Source organism: Phytobacter sp. RSE-02 (assembly GCF_040578655.1).
Taxonomy (GTDB): domain Bacteria; phylum Pseudomonadota; class Gammaproteobacteria; order Enterobacterales; family Enterobacteriaceae; genus Phytobacter; species Phytobacter diazotrophicus.
Window position 1 is genome coordinate 136,734 of the sequence record NZ_JBEULY010000011.1, and the last position, 22,631, is coordinate 159,364.

A 22,631-nucleotide genomic window follows, 5' to 3' on the forward strand; every position below is an offset into this window, starting at 1 on the left:
CTCAAACAAACAGACGCGACAGCAGGTAAAACAAGCAGCAGTAGAGCGCAGTATTGAACAACGCCGGATGCCAGACAAAATCATAGATCCCGGTTGGGATCAGCATGCGGCGCACCAGCCAGAAGATCGCCAGTGACAAAAGCAATTCAAAAAAAATCGGTGGGAACGACAGACCGAACACCACGATAACGGGAAACAGACTCATGTTGACCTTGATTAGAGAGAATGCAGGCGACAATATTTCTTATACGCACCGCAGCGGAGCAGGAAGCAAGGCGAGATCGGCACGTTAATTATTCAGCGAATAGTATATTAACGTAACTGTTATGCTGTTATCTATATTATGTGATCTAAATCACTTTTAAGCCAGAGTGAATAATGGAACGACTTAAACGCATGTCGGTATTCGCCAAAGTGGTGGAACAAGGCTCGTTTACTGCCGCGGCCCGGCAGTTGCAAATGAGCGTATCTTCCATCAGTCAAACGGTGGCGAAGCTGGAAGATGAGCTACAGGTTAAGCTGTTAAACCGCAGTACACGCAGCCTTGGGCTCACCGAAGCCGGGAAAATTTATTATCAGGGTTGCCGACGCATGCTGCATGAAGTGCAGGATGTCCATGAACAGCTTTACGCCTTCAATAACACGCCCATCGGTACGCTGCGCATTGGTTGTTCTTCAACCATGGCGCACAATGTTCTGGCACAGATGACCGCCGCGATGCTGAAAGAGTACCCCGGTTTATCGGTGAATCTGGTGACGGGCATTCCCGCGCCGGATCTGATTGCCGACGGGCTGGATGTCGTCATCCGGGTGGGCGCGTTGCAGGATTCCAGCCTGTTTTCACGTCGTCTGGGCGCGATGCCAATGGTCGTCTGCGCGGCTAAAAGTTATCTGGCCCAGTATGGTATTCCGGAAAAACCCACGGATCTTGTTAATCATTCATGGCTGGAATACAGCGTCAGACCGGATAATGAATTTGAGCTGATCGCACCAGAGGGCATTTCTACTCGCCTGATCCCCCAGGGCCGCTTTGTCACCAACGATCCGATGACCATGACACGCTGGCTTACCGCCGGGGCCGGGATCGCCTATGTACCGTTGATGTGGGCGATCAACGAGATCAATAACGGGACGCTGGAGATCTTGTTCAGCCGCTATCAGTCCGATCCGCGTCCGGTCTGGGCTCTGTATACGGAAAAAGACAAACTGCCGCTAAAGGTGCAGGTGTGTATTAACTATTTGACGGATTATTTTAACGAGGTCGCCAAGCTGTATCAGGGCGTACAGGGGCGGAGATTGTAGGATGTGCTCCCGGATGACAGCGCTGCGCCATCCGGGAATAAAGCGAACTTACGCCGTCCCACCGACGGTCAGGTTATCCACTTTCAGCGTCGGCTGACCGACACCCACCGGCAGACTCTGGCCTTCTTTGCCGCAGACACCGACGCCGTTATCCAGTTTCAGGTCATTACCCACCATGGAGATCTGCTGCATGGCTTCAATGCCCGAGCCAATCAGGGTTGCCCCTTTCACCGGCTTCGTCACCTTGCCTTTCTCAATCAGGTAGGCCTCTGAGGTAGAGAACACGAACTTACCGGAGGTGATATCCACCTGGCCACCGCCAAAGTTCGGCGCATAAATACCAAACTCGACCGACTCGATGATCTCCTGCGGCGTTGATTTCCCTGCCAGCATGTAGGTGTTGGTCATACGCGGCATCGGCAGATGCGCATAGGATTCGCGACGACCGTTACCGGTTGGCGCAACACCCATCAGACGGGCATTCAACTTATCCTGCATGTAGCCTTTCAACACACCGTTTTCAATCAGCACATTGTACTGACCCGGCGTACCTTCGTCGTCGATAGAGACGGAGCCTCGGCGATCGGCAATGGTGCCATCATCAACAACAGTACAAAGCTCAGAGGCTACCAGCTCGCCCATGTGACCACTGAATACTGATGTGCCCCGGCGGTTAAAGTCGCCTTCCAGACCGTGCCCGACCGCCTCGTGCAGTAATACGCCCGGCCAGCCAGCGCCCAGCACCACAGGCAGTGTTCCGGCAGGCGCCGCCACAGCAGAGAGATTCACCAGTGCCATCCGCACCGCTTCTTTTGCCCAGGCATCGGCACGGACGTCGCCATCGACATCTTTCAGGAACCAGTCATAGCCAAAACGACCGCCGCCACCGCTGGAACCGCGTTCGCGTTTGCCGTCATCTTCCACCTGCACACTCACGGAGAGGCGTACCAGCGGGCGAACATCCGCCGCCAGCGTACCGTCCGTCGCGGCAACCAGAATTAATTCATACACACCGGTCAGGCTGGCGGACACTTCCTGCACACGCTTATCTTCCGCGCGCGCCACTTTGTCGACGCGGCGCAGAATATCCAGCTTCTCTTCCCGGCTCATGCTTTGCAGCGGGTCAATGCTGGCATAGAGTCCCTGATGCTCAACGGCGCCGAGCGTTTGCACGCGCCCATCGCCCGACTCACGCACGATGGTACGTGCCGCCTGCGCGCTCTGCTCCAACGCCAGCAGACTAATTTGGTCAGCGTAGGCAAAACCGGTTTTCTCACCACTTACCGCACGCACACCAACGCCCTGGTCGATATTGTATGACCCGTCTTTGATGATACTGTCTTCCAGCACCCAGGATTCGTGATAGCTCGACTGAAAATAGAGGTCGCCGTAGTCGAGTCGGCGCTCGGTCAATTGACCAAGGATGGAAAATAGATCCTGATGATTCAGGCCATTCGCTGCGAGCAATTGTTCACTTACCAGGTTCAGACTCATCGTTTGCTACTCGTCGTTGCCGCCACATCGGGCAATAAAAAAAGTGTGATATAAGGAGCTTGAGGCAATTCGCCGACGCCGTCAAATCATTGCTTTTTATCTGTACGCGGCTGGCGTAAGACTTCATTGATTTGTGGTTTGTCTACCGGACCGGTGATGCGATAACGCAAAATGGAGACTTTATTCCACAGCGGCCCCAAAACTTTACTGGCGGCGAACACCGCAGCACCGATAATCGGGTTAACGGCAAAGGCAGCCGCAACGCCTACCGTTGCTGAGATTTCCGGTGCGACAACTGCCTCGACATCTAACTGGCGCTGTACCAGATCCACCGACCCTTTCATCGCAATATCAGCTTCCAGGCCGTCCACCAACGTATCGTCAGTATGCAGAACACCATCTTTGATCCAGGCGGCGCTACGGATAGAGTCAAAATAGAACCCTTCACTGCTGAACGTGTCGCTGAAATCGAAACGAAGCTTGCGCAGCAACGCATCGACGCTAAACAGGCGCAACAGTTGCCCGGCGTGCCCGGTACTGATATCGGTAATATCCCCTTTGCCGAGGCGGGTGCGCAGAATACCGTTAAGTGACTCTTCCTGCGGCTGCCATGGCGCGCTACGCCAGTGTAAATCATAGTTCACATCAAACGGCGCATTGCGCACAGGCGTTGAAATCCCGAAGAAATTCATCGCCGAATCGATTTTGTCACCGTGCAGTGTGCCTTTCAGTGAGGTACGTTCTCCGCCGATTTTGTTGACCCACTCGCCATCGGCAGTGAGACGGGCAAAGCCGCTGTCAATGAGACCATTTGCCAGCGACAGGGTATCTCCGTTGATCGCGAAATCGCCCTCAATACGGCCATATTTTTGTCCCCACAACCAGCACTCAGCACAACGCAGTTGCAGATCCGGCCAGCCGGTGAAGTCCACCTGCGTCTTGCCGCGCAGCAACGTCGACGGCGAAGAGATATCGTTGTTATCCGACGCCGTCGCAGACGGGTTATAGTAAAGGTAGCGAATCGCAGCCTGCCACGGTGCGTTATCGCGCAGGGTAAACGTCCCGTTGATTTCACGCCCTTGTGCCTCGACAACCGATCCTGACGCCTGTGGCTGCGAGACAATGCTCAGGTTGTTCCACTGCTGACCTGCCAGAGTGAGCGCCGGAGTGCGCAGCGTGACACTGGCCGGGAAAGACGTTGCGTTGCTGACGTTACTGGCAACACCCTGGCGCAGCAGACCCAGCCACTGCGCACCATTCATTGGCGGCAGATTCAGTTCAAGACCGGCCTGCTCAGGCAGTGGCGGCAGCGTGCGGCTATCAGATGTCCAGATTGCCCTGTCTAGGGTGAGTTTCTGGTTGAGTAACCAGCGACTGTTAAAATGGTTGCTATTGCCTGCGCTGCCGGTCAGATCGAAACTGCGCAGATTGCCTTCAACATTCACCTTCACCGGCAAGGCTTTGCCCGCAGGCTTATCAAGCGGCGGCGGCAGGCGACTGGCGATATCCGTCAAATCACCGTCGATACTGACGTTATATTTCGCCCCGGCGCTGTGCGGCAGTTCGATGTCCACTTTGCCTTTCCAGCCCACATTGCCGCTCACCGCATCACTAAGCTGCTGCGGCATGACGCCCGTTTTCGCCGGTTGCCAGTTGCCATTCAGATTGACCGCCACCTGATAGGCTTTCGCCCCTTCGGTGGTCGTGAAATCAATGTTCACAGGCTGGTTAAACCACATCGCCTGCAGTGGCTCGCTTTTCAGATTACCGTTAACAAAGCTGAACGAGCCCCGCAAATCTTTCACCGTGCTGTTAAGCGGTTTGATGAACAGATTATTGTGGTTGAGGACGACATCGCCTTTCGCGGTCGTTATCTCGCCATCCAGCGGAATATCAAGATGTAAGCGAGCACTCACATCACCATCCAACTGGAGCTCATCAAGGGCTGTAGAAAGCGTATCTTTCAGCGGCGTATCTTTAAAATAGGGCCCAACCGCTTTCCCTGGCCCGTTGATATCGGCATCAATGAGCAGTTTCTCTTTAATGTAATCCGGAATGACAGCCGTCAGGTTTGTGGCTTTAACACCGCCCAATGCCACTTCATCCGTCTTCATCCACAGGCCGTCATTAATGAAATCGAGTTGAATATTGAAATTTTTCAGCGCTGGCCAGTCTGGCTGGAAGGCAAAGGTGGCGTTACGTAACGGCACCAGCACCTCAAACTGCCCTTCATTATGCTTATAAGGAAATAACTGTGGGTTGCCGCCGTAGACCAGCGTCGCGTTATCAGCCTGCCCGCCCTGAATCGCCGCGCTCAGGTAATCCACCAGCGCTTTGCCCATCAGGTTTTCCGGGAAGTAGCGCCATGCCTGGCCACCATCGGTAACATTAATGCCTGCCAGAATACCCAGCCACGGCTCGTCGTCTTTAGGCTGCAAGTAGCGGAAATCGCCCCTGGCGTGAATCGCATTCGCCTGCACGTCGATATCATGCCCATCAATCTGCAGACCACGCTCATCGTTTTGCCAGGCGAGGGTCGCTACCCCTTTCTCAATCTCCAGCGGCGCACGGAAAACCGTGGCATAAGGCATTTTTGCCTTTTCCATGTCGACAGTCACGCGCCCCTTTTCAACGCTACCGGACAACGTACCGGAAAGGTTCTCGACGCCGGGCAGCAGCTCCCACTGCTTCCAGGAGATGTCTTTCCAGTTTGCCTGGAAGCGTGTTTTTTCCGTCGCCTGTAGCGGAATATCCAGCGCCAGATTTTCCAGCAGCCCTTCCGGGGCCATTGTTCGCCACACTTTCCCCAGTTGTGGCGAAATTTTTTCGGCAATCGGCAACATACCGTCAAGCGCATCCAGATCGAGGCGACTGGCACGGACGCGTAATTCATCGCTACGCTGACTTTTTTCCCCACCCGCTTCCTGGGCCGGCACCCACGCAAAGGCCAGCGAGCCTTGCGGCCACGGGTGTCCATCCATTGTGATGCGCGTAGTGGGAATATCAAACTGCCAGCCCTGCTGCTGACGCGAGACGTGTGCCGTCAGGTTATCAACCAACAGTTGGTGATTATCTTTGTCTCCAGGCCAGCTTGCTCCGCCTTTTTTAAGCCAGACATCACCACTTTCCACCACACCTTTATTGAGGGTCATCCAGCCTTCGAGACTGAATTGGGCGCTCTCCAGGGCAACGTTGTCCTGCATCCATTTATTAAGCCAGGGCTTAACGTCGATGTCGTCCGCCTGTAGCCACAGCCGACCGTTATTGAGGATGCCCCTGTCATCGCGAAGATCCATTCTCACTTGCATAATGCCATGCTGTCCGGTCAGGCTGGACAGGCTCACCTGACCTTCTGCGCGGTGTCGGTCATCGCTATTAAGCCAGGTCAATTGAGGGATCGCGAGTTCGGCACGCTGGCCGGAGAGGGTCAAAAAGCTAAGGCGACTGTCGCGCAGAACGAAGTGATCGAACTGGCGAAGGAAAAGATCGCGGATACGGTCAGTTTCTATCGCTTTACCATCATCATTGCGCTGTAACGGGGTATTCGTGCGCACAGCCAACTGATAAAACGTGAGATCGCGGAACTGCCAGCGCATTTGTAGCAGACTTTGCCAGACGTCCAGCGCCAGTGTGACGCGTTTAGCGGACAGATCGCCGCCGTCATTGAGGGTGGCTTTAACGTCACGAACGTCGAGGATGGGGCCAAAATTTTCCCAACTGGCGTTCAACTGACTGGCATCGACCACAATACCGGTGTGTGCCTGAATTTTCGCCAGGATTTCAGGGCGCCAGTTATCCAGATGGGGCAGGATGAGGCGCAAGCCACTTACCAGCAGCGCCACTATCACCACCAGCGTCGCACCTGTAAGCAGCAATATCCCCGGCAATCGCCTCACGCACCTCTCCTTGTCAACAAACGTCTGGACGTAATCGTCTTTTACATCATCACCACATCAAACTGCTCCTGATTATAGAGCGGCTCAATTTGCACTTTAACTTGCTTACCGACAAAGATTTCGACCTCAGCCAGCGCATGGGACTCTTCCCCTTTCAGGGTTTCCGCCACAGCAGGAGAAGCATAGACCAGGAAACGATCCGAGTCGTAAGCATGGTGTACGCGAACAATCTCGCGCATGATTTCGTAACAGACGGTTTCCACCGTTTTTACTGTGCCTCGTCCATGGCAGGTTGGGCATTCATTACAGAGAACATGTTCCACGCTTTCACGCGTACGTTTACGGGTCATCTCAACCAGACCGAGTTGAGAGAAACCGTTTATGCTGGTCTTCACACGGTCCTTGCTCAAGGCTTGTTCCAGTGAATGCAGGACACGGCGGCGATGATCATCGTTATTCATATCAATGAAATCAATGATGATAATGCCGCCAAGGTTACGTAAACGCAGTTGCCGAGCGATAGCCTGCGTGGCTTCAATATTGGTATTGAAAATGGTGTCATCGAGATTACGGTGGCCAACGAACGCCCCGGTGTTGATATCCACCGTCGTCATCGCTTCGGTCTGGTCAATAACCAAATAGCCACCGGATTTCAATTCCACTTTTCTTTCCAGCGCGCGCTGGATTTCATTCTCAACGTCATAGAGATCGAATATCGGCTGGCGACCGCTGTAATGTTCAATCATGCTGGTCATTTCCGGCATGTATTCAGCGGTGAACTCCAGCAGCATCTCATAGGTCAGACGTGAATCAACGCGGATCCGGTCAAGTTGAGCATCGGCAAAATCTCGCAGCACACGCTGCGCCAGCGCCAGTTCGCCGTAGAGCTTGCACCGGGTCTGCTGACGCTTTTTGCGCTCCATGACTTTCGTCCATACCCGCTTGAGGTAGGCTGCATCGGAGGCGAGATCCTCATTGCACACCCCTTCTGCCGCCGTGCGAATGATGAATCCGCCCTGCTCATCGCAATACTCAGAGACGACCTGCTTGAGTCGCTCACGTTCAGCCTCGCTTTCGATACGCTGAGAAACCCCAACGTGTGATGCGCCAGGCATGAAGACCAGATAGCGAGAAGGTAGAGTGATGTCTGTGGTCAGGCGAGCACCTTTGGTACCCAGCGGATCTTTCACCACCTGTACCATCAGATCCTGTCCCTGGCGCACCAGCTCAGAGATATCGCGAACGGTGAAGTTCTTCTGCTCTTCCCCCGCCACACATTCGGTGTGAGGCATAATGTCCGAGGCGTGAAGAAACGCGGCCTTATCCAGACCAATATCTACAAAAGCCGCCTGCATACCAGGCAGTACGCGACTGACCCGACCCTTGTAGATATTGCCTACTATCCCGCGCCGCGCTTCACGTTCAATGTGAATCTCTTGCAGGATACCGCCATCGATATAGGCCACGCGTGTTTCCGATGGCGTAATGTTGACTAACAATTCAGCCGTCATGATTGTCTCTTCCCTCGCGCAATGCGTTAAAGTTGCTCAACAGTTCCCAGGTCTCTACCAGCGGTAAACCCACCACAGCGTGATAACTCCCGTTTATTTTTCTGACAAAACAGCCGCCCAGCCCCTGAATGCCGTACGCACCGGCTTTGTCCATCGGCTCACCGCTGGCAACATAGGTAGCAATATCATCATCAGAAAGGGTTCGGAACGTCACCTCAGTTGTCACCAGACAATCCAGCAGGTGTTGGTTGTCCGCCAGCGCGACGGCCGTCATCACCTGATGGGTCTGACCAGAGAGCTGTCGCAGCATTTTAGCAGCATGCGAGGAGTCTTTCGGTTTTTCAAGCACTTCACCATTAAATATGACAATGGTGTCAGCCCCCAGCACGGGTAAATCGCGAGAAACCATCGCCAAACCTGCGAGCGCCTTTTCCCTTGCCAGCCGCACAACATAATGTTGGGCGCTTTCTTGCGCCCGACGTTGCTCTTCAATACCGGGAGTAATTCGCTCGAAGGTCACGCCCAGTTGAGTGAGCAGTTCCTGACGACGCGGGGAACCAGAGGCAAGCCAAATCGATGTCATAAAAACCTTTATTGCACGGCAAACTGCTGGCGAATTTTACGCATAAGCAGGAAAAGCCACGGCCAAAGCACGCCATTAACGAAGCTACTCCAGAAAATTTCTGGTTTGAAGGAGACATTAATGACCAAAAACTCTGCCCAGAAGACGATGACTTCGGTTGCCAGCGACAAGACCATCACCACCAGCGCCTGTTGCCATAGCGCCAGGTTACGGAACAGTTGAAATTTAAGCGCGACCAGATAGGCGATGATGCTCAGAGACAACGCACGTACACCAAGCGTGGATCCGCTAATGAGATCCAGTATGGCACCCATAACGAAACCTGTGCCGACATTTACGCGGTGCGGTAGCGCCAGAATCCAGTAAAGCAGGATAAGTAACACCCAGTTTGGCCGGTAGACAAGAATGTCATCCGGCCAGGGCATAATTTGAAGCAACAATGCGATAAGAAACGAGAGCCAGATAACCCATCGCCCCTGGCTACGGTAACTTGCCACTATTGGCCTCCCCGGGAGCCTTGAGACGGTGACGGCGGCCCGGCAATACCGGTTGCAGGTGCAGGGATCGGCGCAGGCGGCCCCATCGCATCCGGGGCAGGCAACACTTGCGGCATCATCTGCATCAAACGTTCGTTAGCCACGCGGTGTACTTCTTCCGGCGTCATCGGATTCGTGCCGTTACGATCGGCACCCCACAGCAAAAGCAAGTAGCGCAAACGCTGCAAGCCTGCGGTAGGACGCGCCTGGATAACGGTATACGCCCGCTGCGTGTCGAGTTTTACGGAAGAGACCACCCCAACAGGATAACCTTCCGGGAAGCGCCCACCGAGACCGGACGTCACCAGCACATCCCCTACCCGAATATCGGTATTGGCTGGCAGATGTTCCAGTTGCAGATCGTCGGTACAGCCATTGCCTGCGGCAATAACGCGAATATCGTTACGCAGCACCTGAATCGGCAGTGCATGGGTCGCATCACAAATCAACAGGACCCGGCTGGTCAGTTTGGCTACGGCGACAACCTGGCCTACCACGCCTTTATCGCTGATCACCGGCTGGCCTTCATAGACACCGTTAGCGCTGCCCTTGTCAATAACAACCTGGTCGCTATACGGATCGTTGACCGTTGAAATAACCTGGGTGACCATTTTCTGTTCGTCCTGACGCAGCGGCGAACCCAGCAGCTCGCGCAGTCGCGCGTTCTCCTGTTTATATTGCCCTAACATCAGCAGCTCGCTGTTTTTCAGCAGCAGTTCCTGACGCAATGCCCGATTTTCAAGCTCAAGTTGATCGCGCGACGAGATCGTTTGTGAAACGCTATCTAATAATTCGCGAGGACCATTGGAAATAAAGTAGAAAGGACTGACGGCAGTATCCATGTACGTTCGAATTTGACTGAACGTACCGAGGCGGCTGTCGGCAATAATAACTCCGAGCGCCACTACCACCGCCAGGAAAAGGCGAATCTGTAGCGACGGGCCACGGCTAAAAATTGGCTTCATAGGCTTTGCGTATTCTCAGGCCAGACAAATCCAGGGCGATATCTTCGCCCCGAATCTGAATCAGACTATTCTTCGCTGAACAAATCGCCGCCGTGCATATCGATCATTTCCAGCGCCTTGCCGCCGCCACGCGCTACGCAAGTCAGTGGATCTTCTGCAACTACGACAGGAATACCTGTCTCTTCCATTAACAGGCGGTCAAGGTTGCGCAGCAGCGCGCCACCACCGGTCAGAACCATACCGCGCTCAGAAATATCGGACGCCAGTTCTGGTGGGCACTGTTCCAGTGCAACCATCACCGCGCTAACAATACCGGTCAGAGGTTCCTGCAGTGCTTCCAGAATTTCGTTAGAGTTCAGCGTGAAGCCACGCGGAACACCTTCTGCCAGGTTACGGCCACGAACTTCGATTTCGCGGACTTCGTCACCTGGGTAAGCCGAACCGATCTCGTGCTTAATACGCTCAGCGGTCGCTTCACCGATCAGAGAGCCGTAGTTACGGCGAACGTAATTAATGATCGCTTCATCGAAACGGTCACCACCGATACGTACAGAGGAGGAGTAGACCACGCCGTTCAGAGAGATAACGGCCACTTCTGTGGTACCACCACCGATATCGACAACCATAGAACCGGTTGCCTCAGAAACCGGCAGGCCTGCACCGATTGCGGCAGCCATAGGTTCTTCAATCAGGAAAACTTCACGCGCACCGGCGCCCTGAGCGGATTCACGGATCGCACGACGCTCTACCTGGGTCGCGCCAACCGGCACACACACCAGAACACGCGGGCTTGGGCGCATAAAGCTGTTGCTGTGCACCTGTTTGATAAAGTGCTGGAGCATCTTTTCTGTCACGAAGAAGTCGGCGATCACGCCATCTTTCATCGGGCGGATAGCAGCAATGTTGCCCGGCGTACGGCCCAGCATCTGCTTAGCTTCATGACCTACCGCGGCTACACTTTTCGGTGAACCGGCACGATCCTGGCGAATGGCTACCACGGAAGGCTCATTCAATACGATGCCTTGTCCTTTTACATAAATCAGGGTATTCGCGGTACCCAGGTCAATGGACAGGTCATTGGAAAACATGCCACGAAATTTTTTCAACATACTAAGGGATAATCCTGAAAGCTGGGGCGGAAAACAAAATCCGCTTACTTTACCAACCACACGCAGCAGCGACAAGGCGCAAAAATCATCTGCTACGGTGAAAATTAGTGCAGTTTGTTTCCTTTGTTACAAACAACCTGACTCCTTCAGGAATGAACCATGGCGGGAGCAATCCTTGCCCTGCGTTTGTAACCTGTCAAAGGTTAAAACTAGCGTTCGCGCTGTGGCAATCTGGCGGGCAGGCAAGCACACCCCCATACGTACGATACAGCGCGCGTTATTCTACGTGAAAACGGCTTAAACGGCAGTTCAAACCGAGTATCTTTGCGAATATTTTTTCACATTGGTGTCAAGCGGCTGGGAGGAAGCAAAAAAATCCCCCTGACCACCCGAAACGCCACGTTCAATCAGCGTCTGCCATTCGCCACGGGAACGAACGCCAGTGGCGAAAACGCGCGTATGCGTACCTTTGCAGGCTTCCACGAGACTTTGCACCAGTAGCTGATTTTCCGTGCGTTTCTCAATGTTCCTGACAATCCCAGGATGAAGTTTTAGCAATTCAACATCCAGCGCTTTAATCCAGCTGGTACTGACCAGGGTGAGACCCGCCTGCGTGACAGCAACTCGCGAGCCTAACGCATTAATCAACCGCACCACCGGTTGTAACCGGCTGATATGTTGACAAACATCAGCCTCGGCAAGTTCAAAAATAATCCGTCGACGCTGTGATTTTTCACATTGCATCAAGGTATCGCGCAGCCAACGCTGAAAACGAGGTCGAATAAGCGACTCCACGGTCACCTGCATGGCGAGGGTTTCTTCCGGCCAGTACCCCAGATAAGGAATGAGGCGTCCAATTTGCAGTCGGTCATACTCCTCAGACAGACCAAACTGCAGCACCATGGGCATATATTCCGCAGAAATAACCTCCTGGTCACCATCATAGATGCGGCACATCAATTCGCGATGGTGAACAATCCCTTCGCGATTCACTGCTGGCTTCTGGTAGACCCGCGGGCCGCCACGGCTAAGCATTTGCTCAATAAGCGTGCGCCAGCGAACGTTGCCGCGCCCCTGCTCCGGCAGCGTATCGTCGTAAACCGACCAGCTATTTCCCCCTTGTAATACCGCATTGCGGGTCGCCGCTTCGGCATGCTCCATGACCTGCTCTGTTGACTGTCCGCTACGCCAGGCGCAAATGCCAATGTGCATCATATCTTCACGATCGAGCATTTTGCTGGGTTGCAGGCCATCCACGGCCTTTAAAATCTGCCCGGCGATACTTTCTGCTTCTTTTAATGTGCGGTGCGGTAACAGCACGGTAAAGTCACTGCGGTGGTAGCGCGCCAGCAGCGCGCCGGGATAACGCATAATAAATGTCGATAACAGGTTAATGAGCATAAACAGATGCTCTTCGACAGCCGGGCGCCCCCAGCTATCGCGCAGTAATTCAAAATCGGGTAACCGGATCATCATGACAACGCCGTGCGCGCCGACTTTCTCCTGATCCTCAAGCAATGTGGCCAGTTGATTATCAAAGAAGAGACGGTTATTGAGCCCGGTTTTGGTATCCTGGGCGGCGTAGGAGCGGATCAGCGTATCGATATGACTGCGCTGATCGCTGGCAAACTGGATCTCTGAGAGCAGAACATCCAGCGCGCTACTGGCGCGGGATGGCCATTCATAAATAGAACCGCGCGCCTGCGCCCCGCGCTCCCCATTAAGAATGCGGGTGGAGCGAAGTTCGAGTAATTCCTGCCCCGAGAGCTGTCGGCGCAGCCAGCGTACAGAGAGGAAAATAATCAGGACCATAAAACCGATCGCCAGCGTCAGCGGTACGGTGGTTAAGAGAGAACGGAAATAGTTAGCCATCGGGTCCTGATAGACCAGCGTGATGGTCATGCCCGGATTTTTAAGGGAGTTAATCTCTAATTCACGATACTGGTAATTACTACCGGCGGGGCGATAACTGCTTTTGCGGGTGTGCTGCAGAACGGTTTGCTTTCCCTGACGTACCTCAATCCCCACAATGTCCACTGGCACCATAAGTTCATCCAGATGGGATGAGATGGCCGAAGGAGACATAAAAATCAAACGGGTATCGACCACCGCCGCAACCGATTCAACGCGGTTAATCACCTTCGACTGAATGGCGTTGTAAAAGCTCAGTGAGCAGCCAAACAGGGTGACAAATATTGCCAGGCCCGTTAGTAGCGTCACAAAAGCTGAGAATTTCGTCGTTAATCGCATCCTTGTGTTAACTCCGTAGTGTAAAAGAACGAGACGCGGCAAACCCTGAAAACAAAGTAAGCGCTAACTTGAAAAACGAGCCCGGCATACTAGCAGGCCTGACGCTTCTGGCAATCAGTATTGCATACAACTATGCGAGTATAGCCCTCAGAATTTATTTGCCAATCATCCAGGGGAGCAAAGGCCACCTGCAGGCAGTAAACGGCCAGATTTCAATTTTTCGTGATAATCCCCCGCCCCCATATTCGCCGTGCTACAAGTAATAAAAAGGGGGGAAATTTATGCACAAGAAAAAACTTACTGAATCCGATGTCACCGCCGAATCCGTTTTTATGTTGCGACGTCGCCAGATCCTGAAAACGCTGGGCATTAGCGCCGCTGCCCTGAGCCTGTCTCCCACTGCGCGCGCCGATCTGCTTGACTGGTTTAAAGGAAATGATCGGCCTAAAGCCCAGCCCGGCAAACCACTCCAGTTCAGTAAACCGGCTCAGTGGCAAAACACGCTGACATTAACGCCGGAAGATAAAGTGACGGGCTATAACAATTTTTATGAGTTTGGGCTGGATAAAGCCGATCCCGCGGCTAACGCGGGAAGCATGAAAACCAATCCATGGACGCTCAAAATTGACGGTGAAGTAGCCAAACCCCTTATGCTTGATTATGACGCGCTTACCACGCGTTTCCCACTGGAAGAGCGCATCTACCGCATGCGTTGTGTTGAAGCCTGGTCGATGGTGATTCCATGGACCGGCTTTCCGCTGCATAAGCTGCTGTCGCTGGTCGAGCCCACCAGCAACGCTAAATATGTGGCTTTTCAAACCCTCTATGCCCCCGATGAGATGCCCGGTCAGAAGGATCGCTTCATTGGCGGCGGTCTGGAATATCCTTACGTAGAAGGGTTACGTATAGATGAAGCGATGCACCCCCTCACATTATTGTCGGTTGGCGTTTATGGCAAAGCGTTGCCGCCACAAAATGGCGCGCCGATCCGCCTGACCGTCCCGTGGAAATACGGCTTTAAAGGCATTAAGTCGATAGTCAGTATTAAGCTAACGAAAGAACGTCCCCCCACCACCTGGAACCTTGCGGCACCAAATGAGTACGGTTTTTTTGCCAATGTAAATCCGCATGTCGACCATCCTCGCTGGTCACAGGCGACCGAGCGCTTTATCGGATCCGGCGGCGTACTGGATGTAAAACGCCAGCCTACGCTTCTCTTTAACGGCTATGCGGATGAAGTGGCGTCCCTTTATCGTGGTTTGGATCTGCGGGAGAATTTTTGAGTGCGTTTAACAGCAAAACAGATTGTCTGGCTTAAAGTATTGCTGCACCTGGCAGGTTTTCTGCCGTTTGTCTGGTTGTTCTGGGCATCGTCGCAGGGGTATTTTAGTGCCGACCCGGCAAAAGACATTCAGCATTTTACCGGCAGAATGGCGCTGAAATTTTTACTGGCAGGCTTGCTGGTTGCGCCACTGGCGCGTTACGCTAAACAACCGTTGCTTATTCGCACCCGTCGTTTACTGGGATTATGGTGTTTTGCCTGGGCAACATTGCATCTGACCAGTTACGCACTGCTGGAACTGGGGATCAACAATCTGGTTCTGCTTGGCCGGGAGCTGACAACGCGCCCCTATTTAATGTTAGGAATTGTGAGCTGGTTTATTCTGCTGGCCCTGGCAGCGACATCTACCCAGTGGGCACAGCGAAAAATGGGTAAACGATGGCAACAATTGCATAACTTCGTCTATCTCGTCGCGATCCTGGCCCCTATCCATTACCTGTGGTCAGTGAAGATATTATCGCCGTTGCCGCTCCTTTATGCAGCCGCTGCATTCGGACTATTAGCGTGGCGATACAAGAAGTTCCGCCAGTGGTGGCGCTAAAGTTTCGATATGTGCACTCCTCCGCAGTTCCATTATCAATCGCAGGGATAAAACCAAATGCGGTTGATAATCTTCCCTGATAAGACCAGTATTTAGCTGCGAAATGCTACGAAATAGTTATAATGTGCGACTTTGGTTTTCCCCAGAGGGCTTTTTAAGGTCCAAAAAGGTGACAACCACGCAATGAAGGTATATTTTGTTTTTTACCGGAAAATTGCAGGAGATAGCAGCACGATGACTGGCAAGTTGCGCATTTTGCTTTTAAACGGCCCCAATCTTAACATGCCGGGAGCACGCAAGTCGGAAACCTATGGCACCCTTCGACTTTACTGAGTTCACTCTGAGCAATATGCATGCGCACGAACCATCTCGCCATCATTCCTGGCTCTCCGAAATCGCTACTGGCGTGGTCTTCGGACCTTATGCTGGCAGTTGTACATACGCTTTACAGACGGCGGTAACACGCCTGTCACAATCAAACTAAACAAGAGTACGGAACCCACTCATGGATATTCGTAAGATTAAAAAACTGATCGAACTGGTTGAAGAATCAGGCATCGCTGAACTGGAAATTTCTGAAGGCGAAGAGTCTGTACGCATCAGCCGCGCACCGGTGAACACGGGCTTCCCGGTGATGCAGCAAGCTTATGCGGCTCCGGTTATGCAGCAGCCAGCCCCTGCGCTTTCTGGCGCAGTCGCTCCCGCAGCTCCGGCTACGGCAGCAGAACCTGCGGCTGCGCAAATCAGTGGTCACATCGTACGTTCCCCGATGGTCGGGACCTTCTACCGCACGCCGAGCCCGGACGCTAAAGCGTTCTGTGAAGTCGGCCAGAAAGTCAATGTCGGCGATACACTGTGCATCGTTGAAGCCATGAAAATGATGAACCAGATCGAAGCCGACAAAGCGGGCGTAGTGAAAGCCATTCTGGTTGAAAGTGGCCAGCCGGTAGAGTTTGACGAGCCGCTGGTCGTCATCGAATAACGAGGCGCACATGCTGGATAAAATTGTCATCGCCAACCGCGGCGAGATTGCACTGCGTATTCTTCGTGCCTGTAAAGAACTGGGTATCAAGACTGTCGCCGTGCATTCGACTGCGGACCGCGATTTAAAACACGTACTCCTGGCGGATGAGACGGTCTGTATTGGCCCGGCTCCGTCCGTAAAAAGCTACCTGAACATCCCGGCTATCATCAGCGCGGCGGAAATTACTGGCGCGGTGGCGATTCACCCCGGTTATGGTTTCCTTTCCGAGAACGCGAACTTTGCCGAGCAGGTTGAGCAGTCCGGCTTTATCTTCATCGGCCCGAAAGCCGACACTATTCGCCTGATGGGCGACAAAGTGTCTGCCATTACCGCTATGAAGAAAGCGGGCGTACCGACTGTACCGGGCTCCGACGGCCCGCTGGGCGACGATATGGATGTCAACCGCGCACATGCCAAACGCATTGGCTACCCGGTTATCATCAAGGCGTCCGGCGGCGGCGGCGGTCGCGGTATGCGTGTCGTTCGCGGTGACGCTGAACTGGCACAGTCCATTGCCATGACCAAAGCTGAGGCCAAAGCGGCGTTCAACAATGACATGGTGTACATGGAAAAATACCTGGAAAATCCTCGTCATATCGAGATCCAGGTACTGGCTGATGGCCAGGGGAACGCCATTTATCTGGCTGAACGTGACTGCTCCATGCAGCGTCGTCACCAGAAAGTTGTCGAAGAAGCACCGGCTCCGGGCATTACTCCGGAACTGCGCCGCTATATCGGTGAGCGTTGCTCCAAAGCCTGTGTGGATATCGGCTACCGTGGAGCAGGTACGTTTGAGTTCCTGTTCGAAAACGGCGAGTTCTATTTCATCGAAATGAACACCCGTATCCAGGTGGAACATCCGGTGACCGAAATGATCACTGGCGTGGACCTGATCAAAGAGCAGTTGCGTATCGCTGCCGGTCAGCCACTGTCCATCAAACAGGAAGAAGTTGTGGTGAAAGGCCATGCGGTAGAGTGCCGTATCAACGCCGAAGATCCGAACACCTTCCTGCCGAGCCCGGGTAAAATTACCCGTTTCCATGCGCCAGGCGGTTTTGGCGTGCGCTGGGAATCACATATCTACGCCGGTTACACCGTACCGCCGTACTATGACTCAATGATCGGCAAGCTGATTTGCTTTGGTGAGAACCGTGATGTGGCAATTGCGCGTATGAAAAATGCGTTGCAGGAGCTGATCATTGACGGTATCAAAACCAACGTGGATCTGCAGATGCGCATCATGAGTGATGAAAAATTCCAGCAGGGTGGCACCAACATCCACTACCTGGAGAAGAAACTCGGTCTGAACGAAAAGTAAGACTGGGTGACTTGTCATGTAAAAGGCCGGATTTTCCGGCCTTTTTTATTTCAGGGGATCGCTGACTATCCATAAGGTACAATCCCCGCTTTCTTTATCCACATGGGACACAAAATGGACAAACGTTTTGTTCAGGCCCACAAAGAAGCGCGCTGGGCGCTGTGGCTGACCCTCCTCTACCTCGCCGCCTGGTTAGTGACTGCTTACTTACCTGATTCAGCGGTCGGGTTTACCGGATTACCTCACTGGTTTGAAATGGCCTGCCTGTTAACGCCGCTGGTTTTTATTCTGCTGTGCTGGGCGATGGTGCGCTTTATCTTCCGCGATATCTCACTGGAGGATAACGATGCGGCTTGAAGTCATTATTCCTCTGATTGCCTACATGTTGATTGTCTTAGGGTTGTCGGTCTATGCCATGCGTCAGCGTAAGTCCGGGACATTCCTGACCGAGTATTTTCTTGGCAGTCGTTCGATGGGGGGACTGGTACTGGCAATGACGCTCACCACGTCCTATATCAGCGCCAGTTCGTTTATTGGCGGTCCGGGCGCAGCCTATAAATATGGGCTGGGTTGGGTACTGCTGGCAATGATTCAGGTACCGACCATCTGGCTATCGCTGGGCATACTCGGCAAAAAATTTGCGATTCTTGCGCGCCGCTACAACGCGATTACCCTGAACGATATGCTGCTGGCGCGCTATCAAAGCCGCACCGTTGTGTGGGTCGCCAGTATCAGCCTGCTGGTTGCGTTTGTGGGTGCCATTGCCGTGCAGTTTATCGGTGGTGCTCGCTTGCTGGAAACCGCGGCCGGTATTCAGTATGAATCCGGGCTGCTGATATTCGGGATCAGTATCGCCCTCTACACGGCATTTGGCGGTTTTCGCGCAAGCGTACTGAATGACACCATGCAAGGTATGGTGATGCTGGTCGGTACTATCGTCTTACTGGTCGGTGTGGTACACGCCGCAGGCGGCTTACACAGTGCCGTAGATAAGTTACAGCATATCGATCCGAAGCTGGTGACGCCGCAGGGAGGGGATGACATACTTTCGCCCGCGTTTATGGCTTCGTTCTGGGTTCTGGTCTGTTTCGGCGTGATTGGTCTCCCCCATACCGCCGTTCGCTGCATCTCCTATAAAGACAGTAAAGCCGTACATCGGGGCATTATCATCGGTACCATTGTGGTGACGTTACTGATGCTGGGTATGCATCTGGCCGGGGCACTGGGACGCGCGGTGCTGCCTGATTTGAAAGTGCCTGACCTGGTCATCCCAACGCTAATGGTTGAAGTTCTGCCGCCGTTTGCCGCCGGGCTGTTCCTGGCCGCGCCTATGGCGGCAATTATGTCGAACGTTAATGCGCACCTTTTGCAGGCGTCCGCTACGATCATTAAAGATCTCTGGCTCAATACGCGCCCGGAACAGCTACGTAATGAGCAACGTCTGAAACGTATTTCTATGATCATCACCCTGGTGCTCGGTATTTTAATGATGCTGGCTGCCTGGCGACCACCGGAGATGATTATTTGGCTGAACCTGCTGGCGTTTGGTGGGCTGGAAGCTGTATTCCTGTGGCCGCTGGTGCTGGGGCTTTACTGGGAACGTGCAAATGCGGCAGGCGCGCTAAGTGCAATGCTCGTTGGTGGTGTTCTGTATGCCGTGCTGGCTACGTTTAAGATCCAGTACCTGGGCTTCCATCCGATTGTGCCTTCGTTACTATTAAGTTTACTGGCGTTTGTGGTTGGCAACCGTTTCGGTCAGCCTGTTTCACAACCCGCTACGATTTCTACTGATAAATAAAGAGTTTTGCCATGCCGTGGATCCAACTAAAACTGAATACAACTGGCGCTAACGCCGAAGACCTGAGCGACGCGCTGATGGAAGCCGGTTCGGTCTCCATCACCTTTCAGGACACGCATGACACGCCGGTCTTTGAGCCGCTGCCGGGCGAGACGCGCCTGTGGGGTGATACCGACGTTATTGGCCTGTTCGATGCCGAAACCGACATGAAAGAAGTCGTCGCGATTCTGGAAAATCATCCGCTGCTCGGCGCAGGTTTCGCACACAAAATTGAACAGCTCGAAGATAAAGACTGGGAGCGCGAGTGGATGGATAACTTCCACCCGATGCGCTTTGGCGAACGTCTGTGGATCTGCCCGAGCTGGCGCGATGTGCCGGACAAAAACGCGGTAAATGTGATGCTCGATCCAGGCCTGGCGTTCGGTACCGGCACGCACCCAACCACGTCATTATGTCTGCAGTGGCTTGATGGTCTGGATTTAGCGGGTAAAACGGTGATCGACTTTGGCTGCGGCTCCGGCATTCTGGCGATTGCCGCGCTGAAACTGGGGGCGGCAAAGGCGATCGGTATCGATATCGACCCGCAGGCGATTCAGGCCAGCCGCGACAATGCCGAGCGTAACGGCGTTTCTGAGCGCCTGGAGCTGTATCTGCCGCAAGACCAGCCTGACGCGATGCAGGCGGACGTGGTGGTCGCCAACATTCTGGCAGGGCCTTTGCGTGAGCTTGCCCCGCTTATCAGCGTACTGCCGGTCTCAGGTGGCCTGCTCGGCCTTTCCGGCATTCTCGCCAGCCAGGCTGAAAGTGTCTGTGAAGCCTATCGCGATACCTTCGCACTCGACGCTGTGGTGGAAAAAGAAGAATGGTGCCGCATCACCGGCCAGAAAAAGTAAGTCGGTAACCTGGCAATAAGGCCACGAAGCATTCAGCAACATAATGCTCCATAGGGTGAAAATGGGAGTCTGATCTCATTTTCACCCTCTTTTTTGACGATTAAAACAGCAAGATATGCCGCTGAATCAGGGTTATGGTGAAGAAAAACAGAGAAGTTTGACGAATTTATATTTGTTCACAAATTCGCCATTTTAATATAACTCAATGATTTTAAATCATTAATATTTTCACCTATCGCCTTTCGCTGTGATTCATTGATCTGCGACAGTGGATTGGTCAAAGTTTGGCCTTTCATCTCGTGCGAAAAATGCGTAATATACGCCGCCTTGCAGTCACAGTATGGTCATTTCTTAACTCATGCGCATCGGACACCACCAGCTCAGAAATCGACTGATCGCAGCGCCAATGGCTGGCATTACTGACAGACCGTTTCGGACGTTGTGCTACGAGATGGGAGCCGGATTAACGGTATCCGAGATGATGTCCTCCAACCCTCAGGTTTGGGAGAGTGACAAATCAAGGCTGCGGATGGTGCATATCGATGAGCCCGGTATTCGTACCGTGCAAATTGCCGGTAGTGACCCGGAAGAAATGGCGGAAGCCGCACGTATCAACGTGGAAAGCGGCGCCCAGATTATTGATATCAATATGGGCTGCCCGGCAAAGAAAGTGAATCGCAAGCTTGCGGGCTCTGCCCTGCTGCAATACCCGGATCTGGTGAAGTCTATCCTGAACGCGGTAGTGAAAGCAGTGGATGTGCCCGTCACGCTTAAGACTCGCACTGGCTGGGCTCCGGAACACCGTAACTGCGTAGAAATTGCCCAACTGGCTGAAGACTGTGGCATTCAGGCTCTGACCATTCATGGACGCACCCGCGCCTGTTTGTTCAATGGAGACGCTGAGTACGACAGTATTCGGGCAGTTAAGCAGAAGGTTTCCATTCCGATTATCGCGAATGGTGACATCACTGACCCGCTTAAAGCCAGAGCTGTACTCGACTATACGGGGGCTGATGCCCTGATGATAGGACGTGCAGCTCAGGGAAGACCCTGGATCTTTCGGGAAATCCAGCATTATCTGGACACTGGGGAGCTGCTCGCCCCACTGCCTTTGGCAGAGGTAAAGCGCTTGCTTTGCGCGCATGTTCGGGAATTGCATGACTTTTATGGTCAGGCAAAAGGGTACCGAATTGCACGTAAACACGTCTCCTGGTATCTCCAGGAGCACGCTCCAAATGACCAGTTTCGGCGCACATTCAACGCCATAGAGGACGCCAGCGAACAGCTGGAGGCGTTGGAGGCATACTTCGAAAATCTTGCGTAATGAAATAAAGAGCTGACAGAACTATGTTCGAACAACGCGTAAATTCTGACGTACTGACCGTTTCTACCGTTAACTCTCAGGATCAGGTAACTCAAAAGCCCCTGCGTGACTCGGTTAAACAGGCACTGAAGAACTATTTTGCTCAACTGAATGGTCAGGATGTTAATGATCTGTATGAGCTGGTACTGGCTGAAGTTGAACAGCCACTGTTGGACATGGTGATGCAATACACCCGCGGCAATCAAACCCGCGCTGCCCTGATGATGGGTATCAACCGTGGTACGCTGCGTAAGAAACTGAAAAAATACGGCATGAACTGATAGTTATCAGAGACTGCTTGTTAAAAGGCGCGGACCGGCATGGGGACGCGCTTTTTTTTCGCTGGAATTCCGCCAAAAAACTTATCTTTCCTCAACGCCTGCCGATAACATTTTCGTGTATATTCCCAACGAATGGTTGCACGAAAAGGATATGCGGGATGATTCGAAAGTATTTTTGGCTGGTTATTTTTGCCCTTTCTGTCCTGTTGCTGGATGCATTGATCATGCAGTGGATCGAATTCCTGACAACAGAGGTAGATAAATGCCGAAACATGGATTCCGTCAATCCTCTCAAGCTGGTGAACTGTGCTGATTTAAATTAGCTGTTTTCCCGCCCGGCCTCTTGCTTCGTGCAAGCAGAGAAACCGTTTTGAGTCATCCACTTGCAATGATAATGTCACCACCTTTTTTGTCTTCTCAAGTGT

The 22,631-nt window shown here is 53.2% G+C and carries 20 protein-coding genes and 1 pseudogene; 12 read left to right on the plus strand and 9 right to left on the minus strand.

Annotated elements, in window-relative coordinates:
* Position 1 precedes the first annotated feature (1 nt).
* Entirely contained in the window at positions 2-205 is a 204-nt protein-coding gene (aaeX, locus tag ABU190_RS20705; RefSeq protein ID WP_039077415.1) for a p-hydroxybenzoic acid efflux pump operon protein AaeX, read from the minus strand.
* A gap of 173 nt (positions 206-378) precedes the next feature.
* Between aaeX and aaeR the strand changes: the two genes are divergently transcribed.
* The gene (gene aaeR, locus ABU190_RS20710; RefSeq protein ID WP_071194419.1) at positions 379-1,302 is read left to right on the plus strand and encodes an HTH-type transcriptional activator AaeR; all 924 of its coding nucleotides are present in this window, start codon (positions 379-381) and stop codon (positions 1,300-1,302) included.
* 48 nt (positions 1,303-1,350) lie between these two features.
* On the opposite strand, the gene tldD is transcribed toward aaeR, so the two are convergent.
* The 8 genes from tldD to csrD all read right to left on the minus strand — a co-directional run bounded on the left by tldD (position 1,351) and on the right by csrD (position 13,646).
* Positions 1,351-2,796: a metalloprotease TldD gene (tldD, locus tag ABU190_RS20715; RefSeq protein WP_296409737.1), complete on the minus strand. Its 1,446-nt coding sequence runs from the start codon at positions 2,794-2,796 to the stop codon at positions 1,351-1,353.
* A gap of 86 nt (positions 2,797-2,882) precedes the next feature.
* On the minus strand, positions 2,883-6,692 hold the full coding sequence (gene yhdP / locus ABU190_RS20720; protein WP_354692269.1) for an AsmA2 domain-containing protein YhdP: 3,810 nt from the start codon (positions 6,690-6,692) through the stop codon (positions 2,883-2,885).
* Between the two features lie 41 nt (positions 6,693-6,733).
* Positions 6,734-8,203, minus strand: a complete 1,470-nt coding sequence (gene rng / locus ABU190_RS20725; RefSeq protein ID WP_039077411.1) for a ribonuclease G — start codon at positions 8,201-8,203, stop codon at positions 6,734-6,736.
* Entirely contained in the window at positions 8,193-8,786 is a 594-nt protein-coding gene (locus ABU190_RS20730; protein ID WP_354692270.1) for a nucleoside triphosphate pyrophosphatase, read from the minus strand. The genes rng and ABU190_RS20730 overlap by 11 nt, the downstream gene beginning before the upstream one ends.
* Positions 8,787-8,794: 8 nt before the next feature.
* Positions 8,795-9,283 carry a rod shape-determining protein MreD gene (gene mreD / locus ABU190_RS20735; protein ID WP_039077409.1) on the minus strand — a complete coding sequence of 163 codons (489 nt, stop codon included), beginning with the start codon at positions 9,281-9,283 and terminating at the stop codon, positions 8,795-8,797.
* Positions 9,283-10,287: a rod shape-determining protein MreC gene (gene mreC, locus ABU190_RS20740; protein ID WP_071194416.1), complete on the minus strand. Its 1,005-nt coding sequence runs from the start codon at positions 10,285-10,287 to the stop codon at positions 9,283-9,285. The genes mreD and mreC overlap by 1 nt, the downstream gene beginning before the upstream one ends.
* Before the next feature lie 65 nt (positions 10,288-10,352).
* Positions 10,353-11,396 (minus strand): rod shape-determining protein MreB, encoded by a 1,044-nt coding sequence (gene mreB, locus ABU190_RS20745; RefSeq protein ID WP_006818047.1) that lies wholly within the window; start codon positions 11,394-11,396, stop codon positions 10,353-10,355.
* A gap of 309 nt (positions 11,397-11,705) precedes the next feature.
* The gene (gene csrD, locus ABU190_RS20750) at positions 11,706-13,646 is read right to left on the minus strand and encodes an RNase E specificity factor CsrD (protein WP_079497037.1); all 1,941 of its coding nucleotides are present in this window, start codon (positions 13,644-13,646) and stop codon (positions 11,706-11,708) included.
* 281 nt (positions 13,647-13,927) lie between these two features.
* Here csrD and msrP point away from each other — a divergent pair, with 281 nt between their 5' ends.
* From msrP to ABU190_RS20805, 11 genes and pseudogenes are all read left to right on the plus strand, one after another.
* Positions 13,928-14,929 carry a protein-methionine-sulfoxide reductase catalytic subunit MsrP gene (gene msrP / locus ABU190_RS20755; RefSeq protein ID WP_354692271.1) on the plus strand — a complete coding sequence of 334 codons (1,002 nt, stop codon included), beginning with the start codon at positions 13,928-13,930 and terminating at the stop codon, positions 14,927-14,929.
* Positions 14,930-15,529: a protein-methionine-sulfoxide reductase heme-binding subunit MsrQ gene (gene msrQ, locus ABU190_RS20760; protein ID WP_110295858.1), complete on the plus strand. Its 600-nt coding sequence runs from the start codon at positions 14,930-14,932 to the stop codon at positions 15,527-15,529.
* Between the two features lie 234 nt (positions 15,530-15,763).
* Positions 15,764-16,013 (plus strand): annotated as a pseudogene (locus ABU190_RS20765) (type II 3-dehydroquinate dehydratase).
* A gap of 21 nt (positions 16,014-16,034) precedes the next feature.
* Positions 16,035-16,511: an acetyl-CoA carboxylase biotin carboxyl carrier protein gene (accB, locus tag ABU190_RS20770; RefSeq protein WP_039077404.1), complete on the plus strand. Its 477-nt coding sequence runs from the start codon at positions 16,035-16,037 to the stop codon at positions 16,509-16,511.
* A gap of 10 nt (positions 16,512-16,521) precedes the next feature.
* Positions 16,522-17,871 carry an acetyl-CoA carboxylase biotin carboxylase subunit gene (gene accC / locus ABU190_RS20775; RefSeq protein ID WP_039077403.1) on the plus strand — a complete coding sequence of 450 codons (1,350 nt, stop codon included), beginning with the start codon at positions 16,522-16,524 and terminating at the stop codon, positions 17,869-17,871.
* Positions 17,872-17,985: 114 nt separating this feature from the next.
* On the plus strand, positions 17,986-18,228 hold the full coding sequence (locus ABU190_RS20780; protein WP_354692272.1) for a YhdT family protein: 243 nt from the start codon (positions 17,986-17,988) through the stop codon (positions 18,226-18,228).
* Complete coding sequence (gene panF, locus ABU190_RS20785) at positions 18,218-19,669, plus strand: sodium/pantothenate symporter (RefSeq protein WP_354692273.1); 1,452 nt, start codon at positions 18,218-18,220, stop codon at positions 19,667-19,669. Before ABU190_RS20780 ends, panF begins: the two co-directional genes overlap by 11 nt.
* A gap of 11 nt (positions 19,670-19,680) precedes the next feature.
* Entirely contained in the window at positions 19,681-20,562 is an 882-nt protein-coding gene (gene prmA / locus ABU190_RS20790) for a 50S ribosomal protein L11 methyltransferase (RefSeq protein WP_354692274.1), read from the plus strand.
* 358 nt (positions 20,563-20,920) lie between these two features.
* Positions 20,921-21,886, plus strand: a complete 966-nt coding sequence (gene dusB, locus ABU190_RS20795; RefSeq protein WP_039077399.1) for a tRNA dihydrouridine synthase DusB — start codon at positions 20,921-20,923, stop codon at positions 21,884-21,886.
* A 23-nt stretch (positions 21,887-21,909) separates the two neighbouring features.
* A complete protein-coding gene (gene fis, locus ABU190_RS20800; protein ID WP_000462905.1) occupies positions 21,910-22,206 on the plus strand; it encodes a DNA-binding transcriptional regulator Fis in 297 nt (98 codons plus the stop codon).
* Between the two features lie 158 nt (positions 22,207-22,364).
* The gene (locus tag ABU190_RS20805; RefSeq protein WP_039077398.1) at positions 22,365-22,529 is read left to right on the plus strand and encodes a DUF2556 family protein; all 165 of its coding nucleotides are present in this window, start codon (positions 22,365-22,367) and stop codon (positions 22,527-22,529) included.
* The last annotated feature ends 102 nt before the right edge of the window (positions 22,530-22,631 follow it).

What these genes read in the sequence shown, in the direction of transcription:
- csrD (WP_079497037.1), bottom strand. Translation starts at nt 13,646, where the DNA reads ATGCGATTAACGACGAAATTCTCAGCTTTTGTGACGCTACTAACGGGC.
- prmA (WP_354692274.1), top strand. Translation starts at nt 19,681, where the DNA reads ATGCCGTGGATCCAACTAAAACTGAATACAACTGGCGCTAACGCCGAA.
- ABU190_RS20780 (WP_354692272.1), top strand. Translation starts at nt 17,986, where the DNA reads ATGGACAAACGTTTTGTTCAGGCCCACAAAGAAGCGCGCTGGGCGCTG.
- ABU190_RS20730 (WP_354692270.1), bottom strand. Translation starts at nt 8,786, where the DNA reads ATGACATCGATTTGGCTTGCCTCTGGTTCCCCGCGTCGTCAGGAACTG.
- accB (WP_039077404.1), top strand. Translation starts at nt 16,035, where the DNA reads ATGGATATTCGTAAGATTAAAAAACTGATCGAACTGGTTGAAGAATCA.
- tldD (WP_296409737.1), bottom strand. Translation starts at nt 2,796, where the DNA reads ATGAGTCTGAACCTGGTAAGTGAACAATTGCTCGCAGCGAATGGCCTG.
- fis (WP_000462905.1), top strand. Translation starts at nt 21,910, where the DNA reads ATGTTCGAACAACGCGTAAATTCTGACGTACTGACCGTTTCTACCGTT.
- accC (WP_039077403.1), top strand. Translation starts at nt 16,522, where the DNA reads ATGCTGGATAAAATTGTCATCGCCAACCGCGGCGAGATTGCACTGCGT.
- ABU190_RS20805 (WP_039077398.1), top strand. Translation starts at nt 22,365, where the DNA reads ATGATTCGAAAGTATTTTTGGCTGGTTATTTTTGCCCTTTCTGTCCTG.
- rng (WP_039077411.1), bottom strand. Translation starts at nt 8,203, where the DNA reads ATGACGGCTGAATTGTTAGTCAACATTACGCCATCGGAAACACGCGTG.
- msrP (WP_354692271.1), top strand. Translation starts at nt 13,928, where the DNA reads ATGCACAAGAAAAAACTTACTGAATCCGATGTCACCGCCGAATCCGTT.
- mreB (WP_006818047.1), bottom strand. Translation starts at nt 11,396, where the DNA reads ATGTTGAAAAAATTTCGTGGCATGTTTTCCAATGACCTGTCCATTGAC.
- panF (WP_354692273.1), top strand. Translation starts at nt 18,218, where the DNA reads ATGCGGCTTGAAGTCATTATTCCTCTGATTGCCTACATGTTGATTGTC.
- dusB (WP_039077399.1), top strand. Translation starts at nt 20,921, where the DNA reads ATGCGCATCGGACACCACCAGCTCAGAAATCGACTGATCGCAGCGCCA.
- aaeR (WP_071194419.1), top strand. Translation starts at nt 379, where the DNA reads ATGGAACGACTTAAACGCATGTCGGTATTCGCCAAAGTGGTGGAACAA.
- aaeX (WP_039077415.1), bottom strand. Translation starts at nt 205, where the DNA reads ATGAGTCTGTTTCCCGTTATCGTGGTGTTCGGTCTGTCGTTCCCACCG.
- mreC (WP_071194416.1), bottom strand. Translation starts at nt 10,287, where the DNA reads ATGAAGCCAATTTTTAGCCGTGGCCCGTCGCTACAGATTCGCCTTTTC.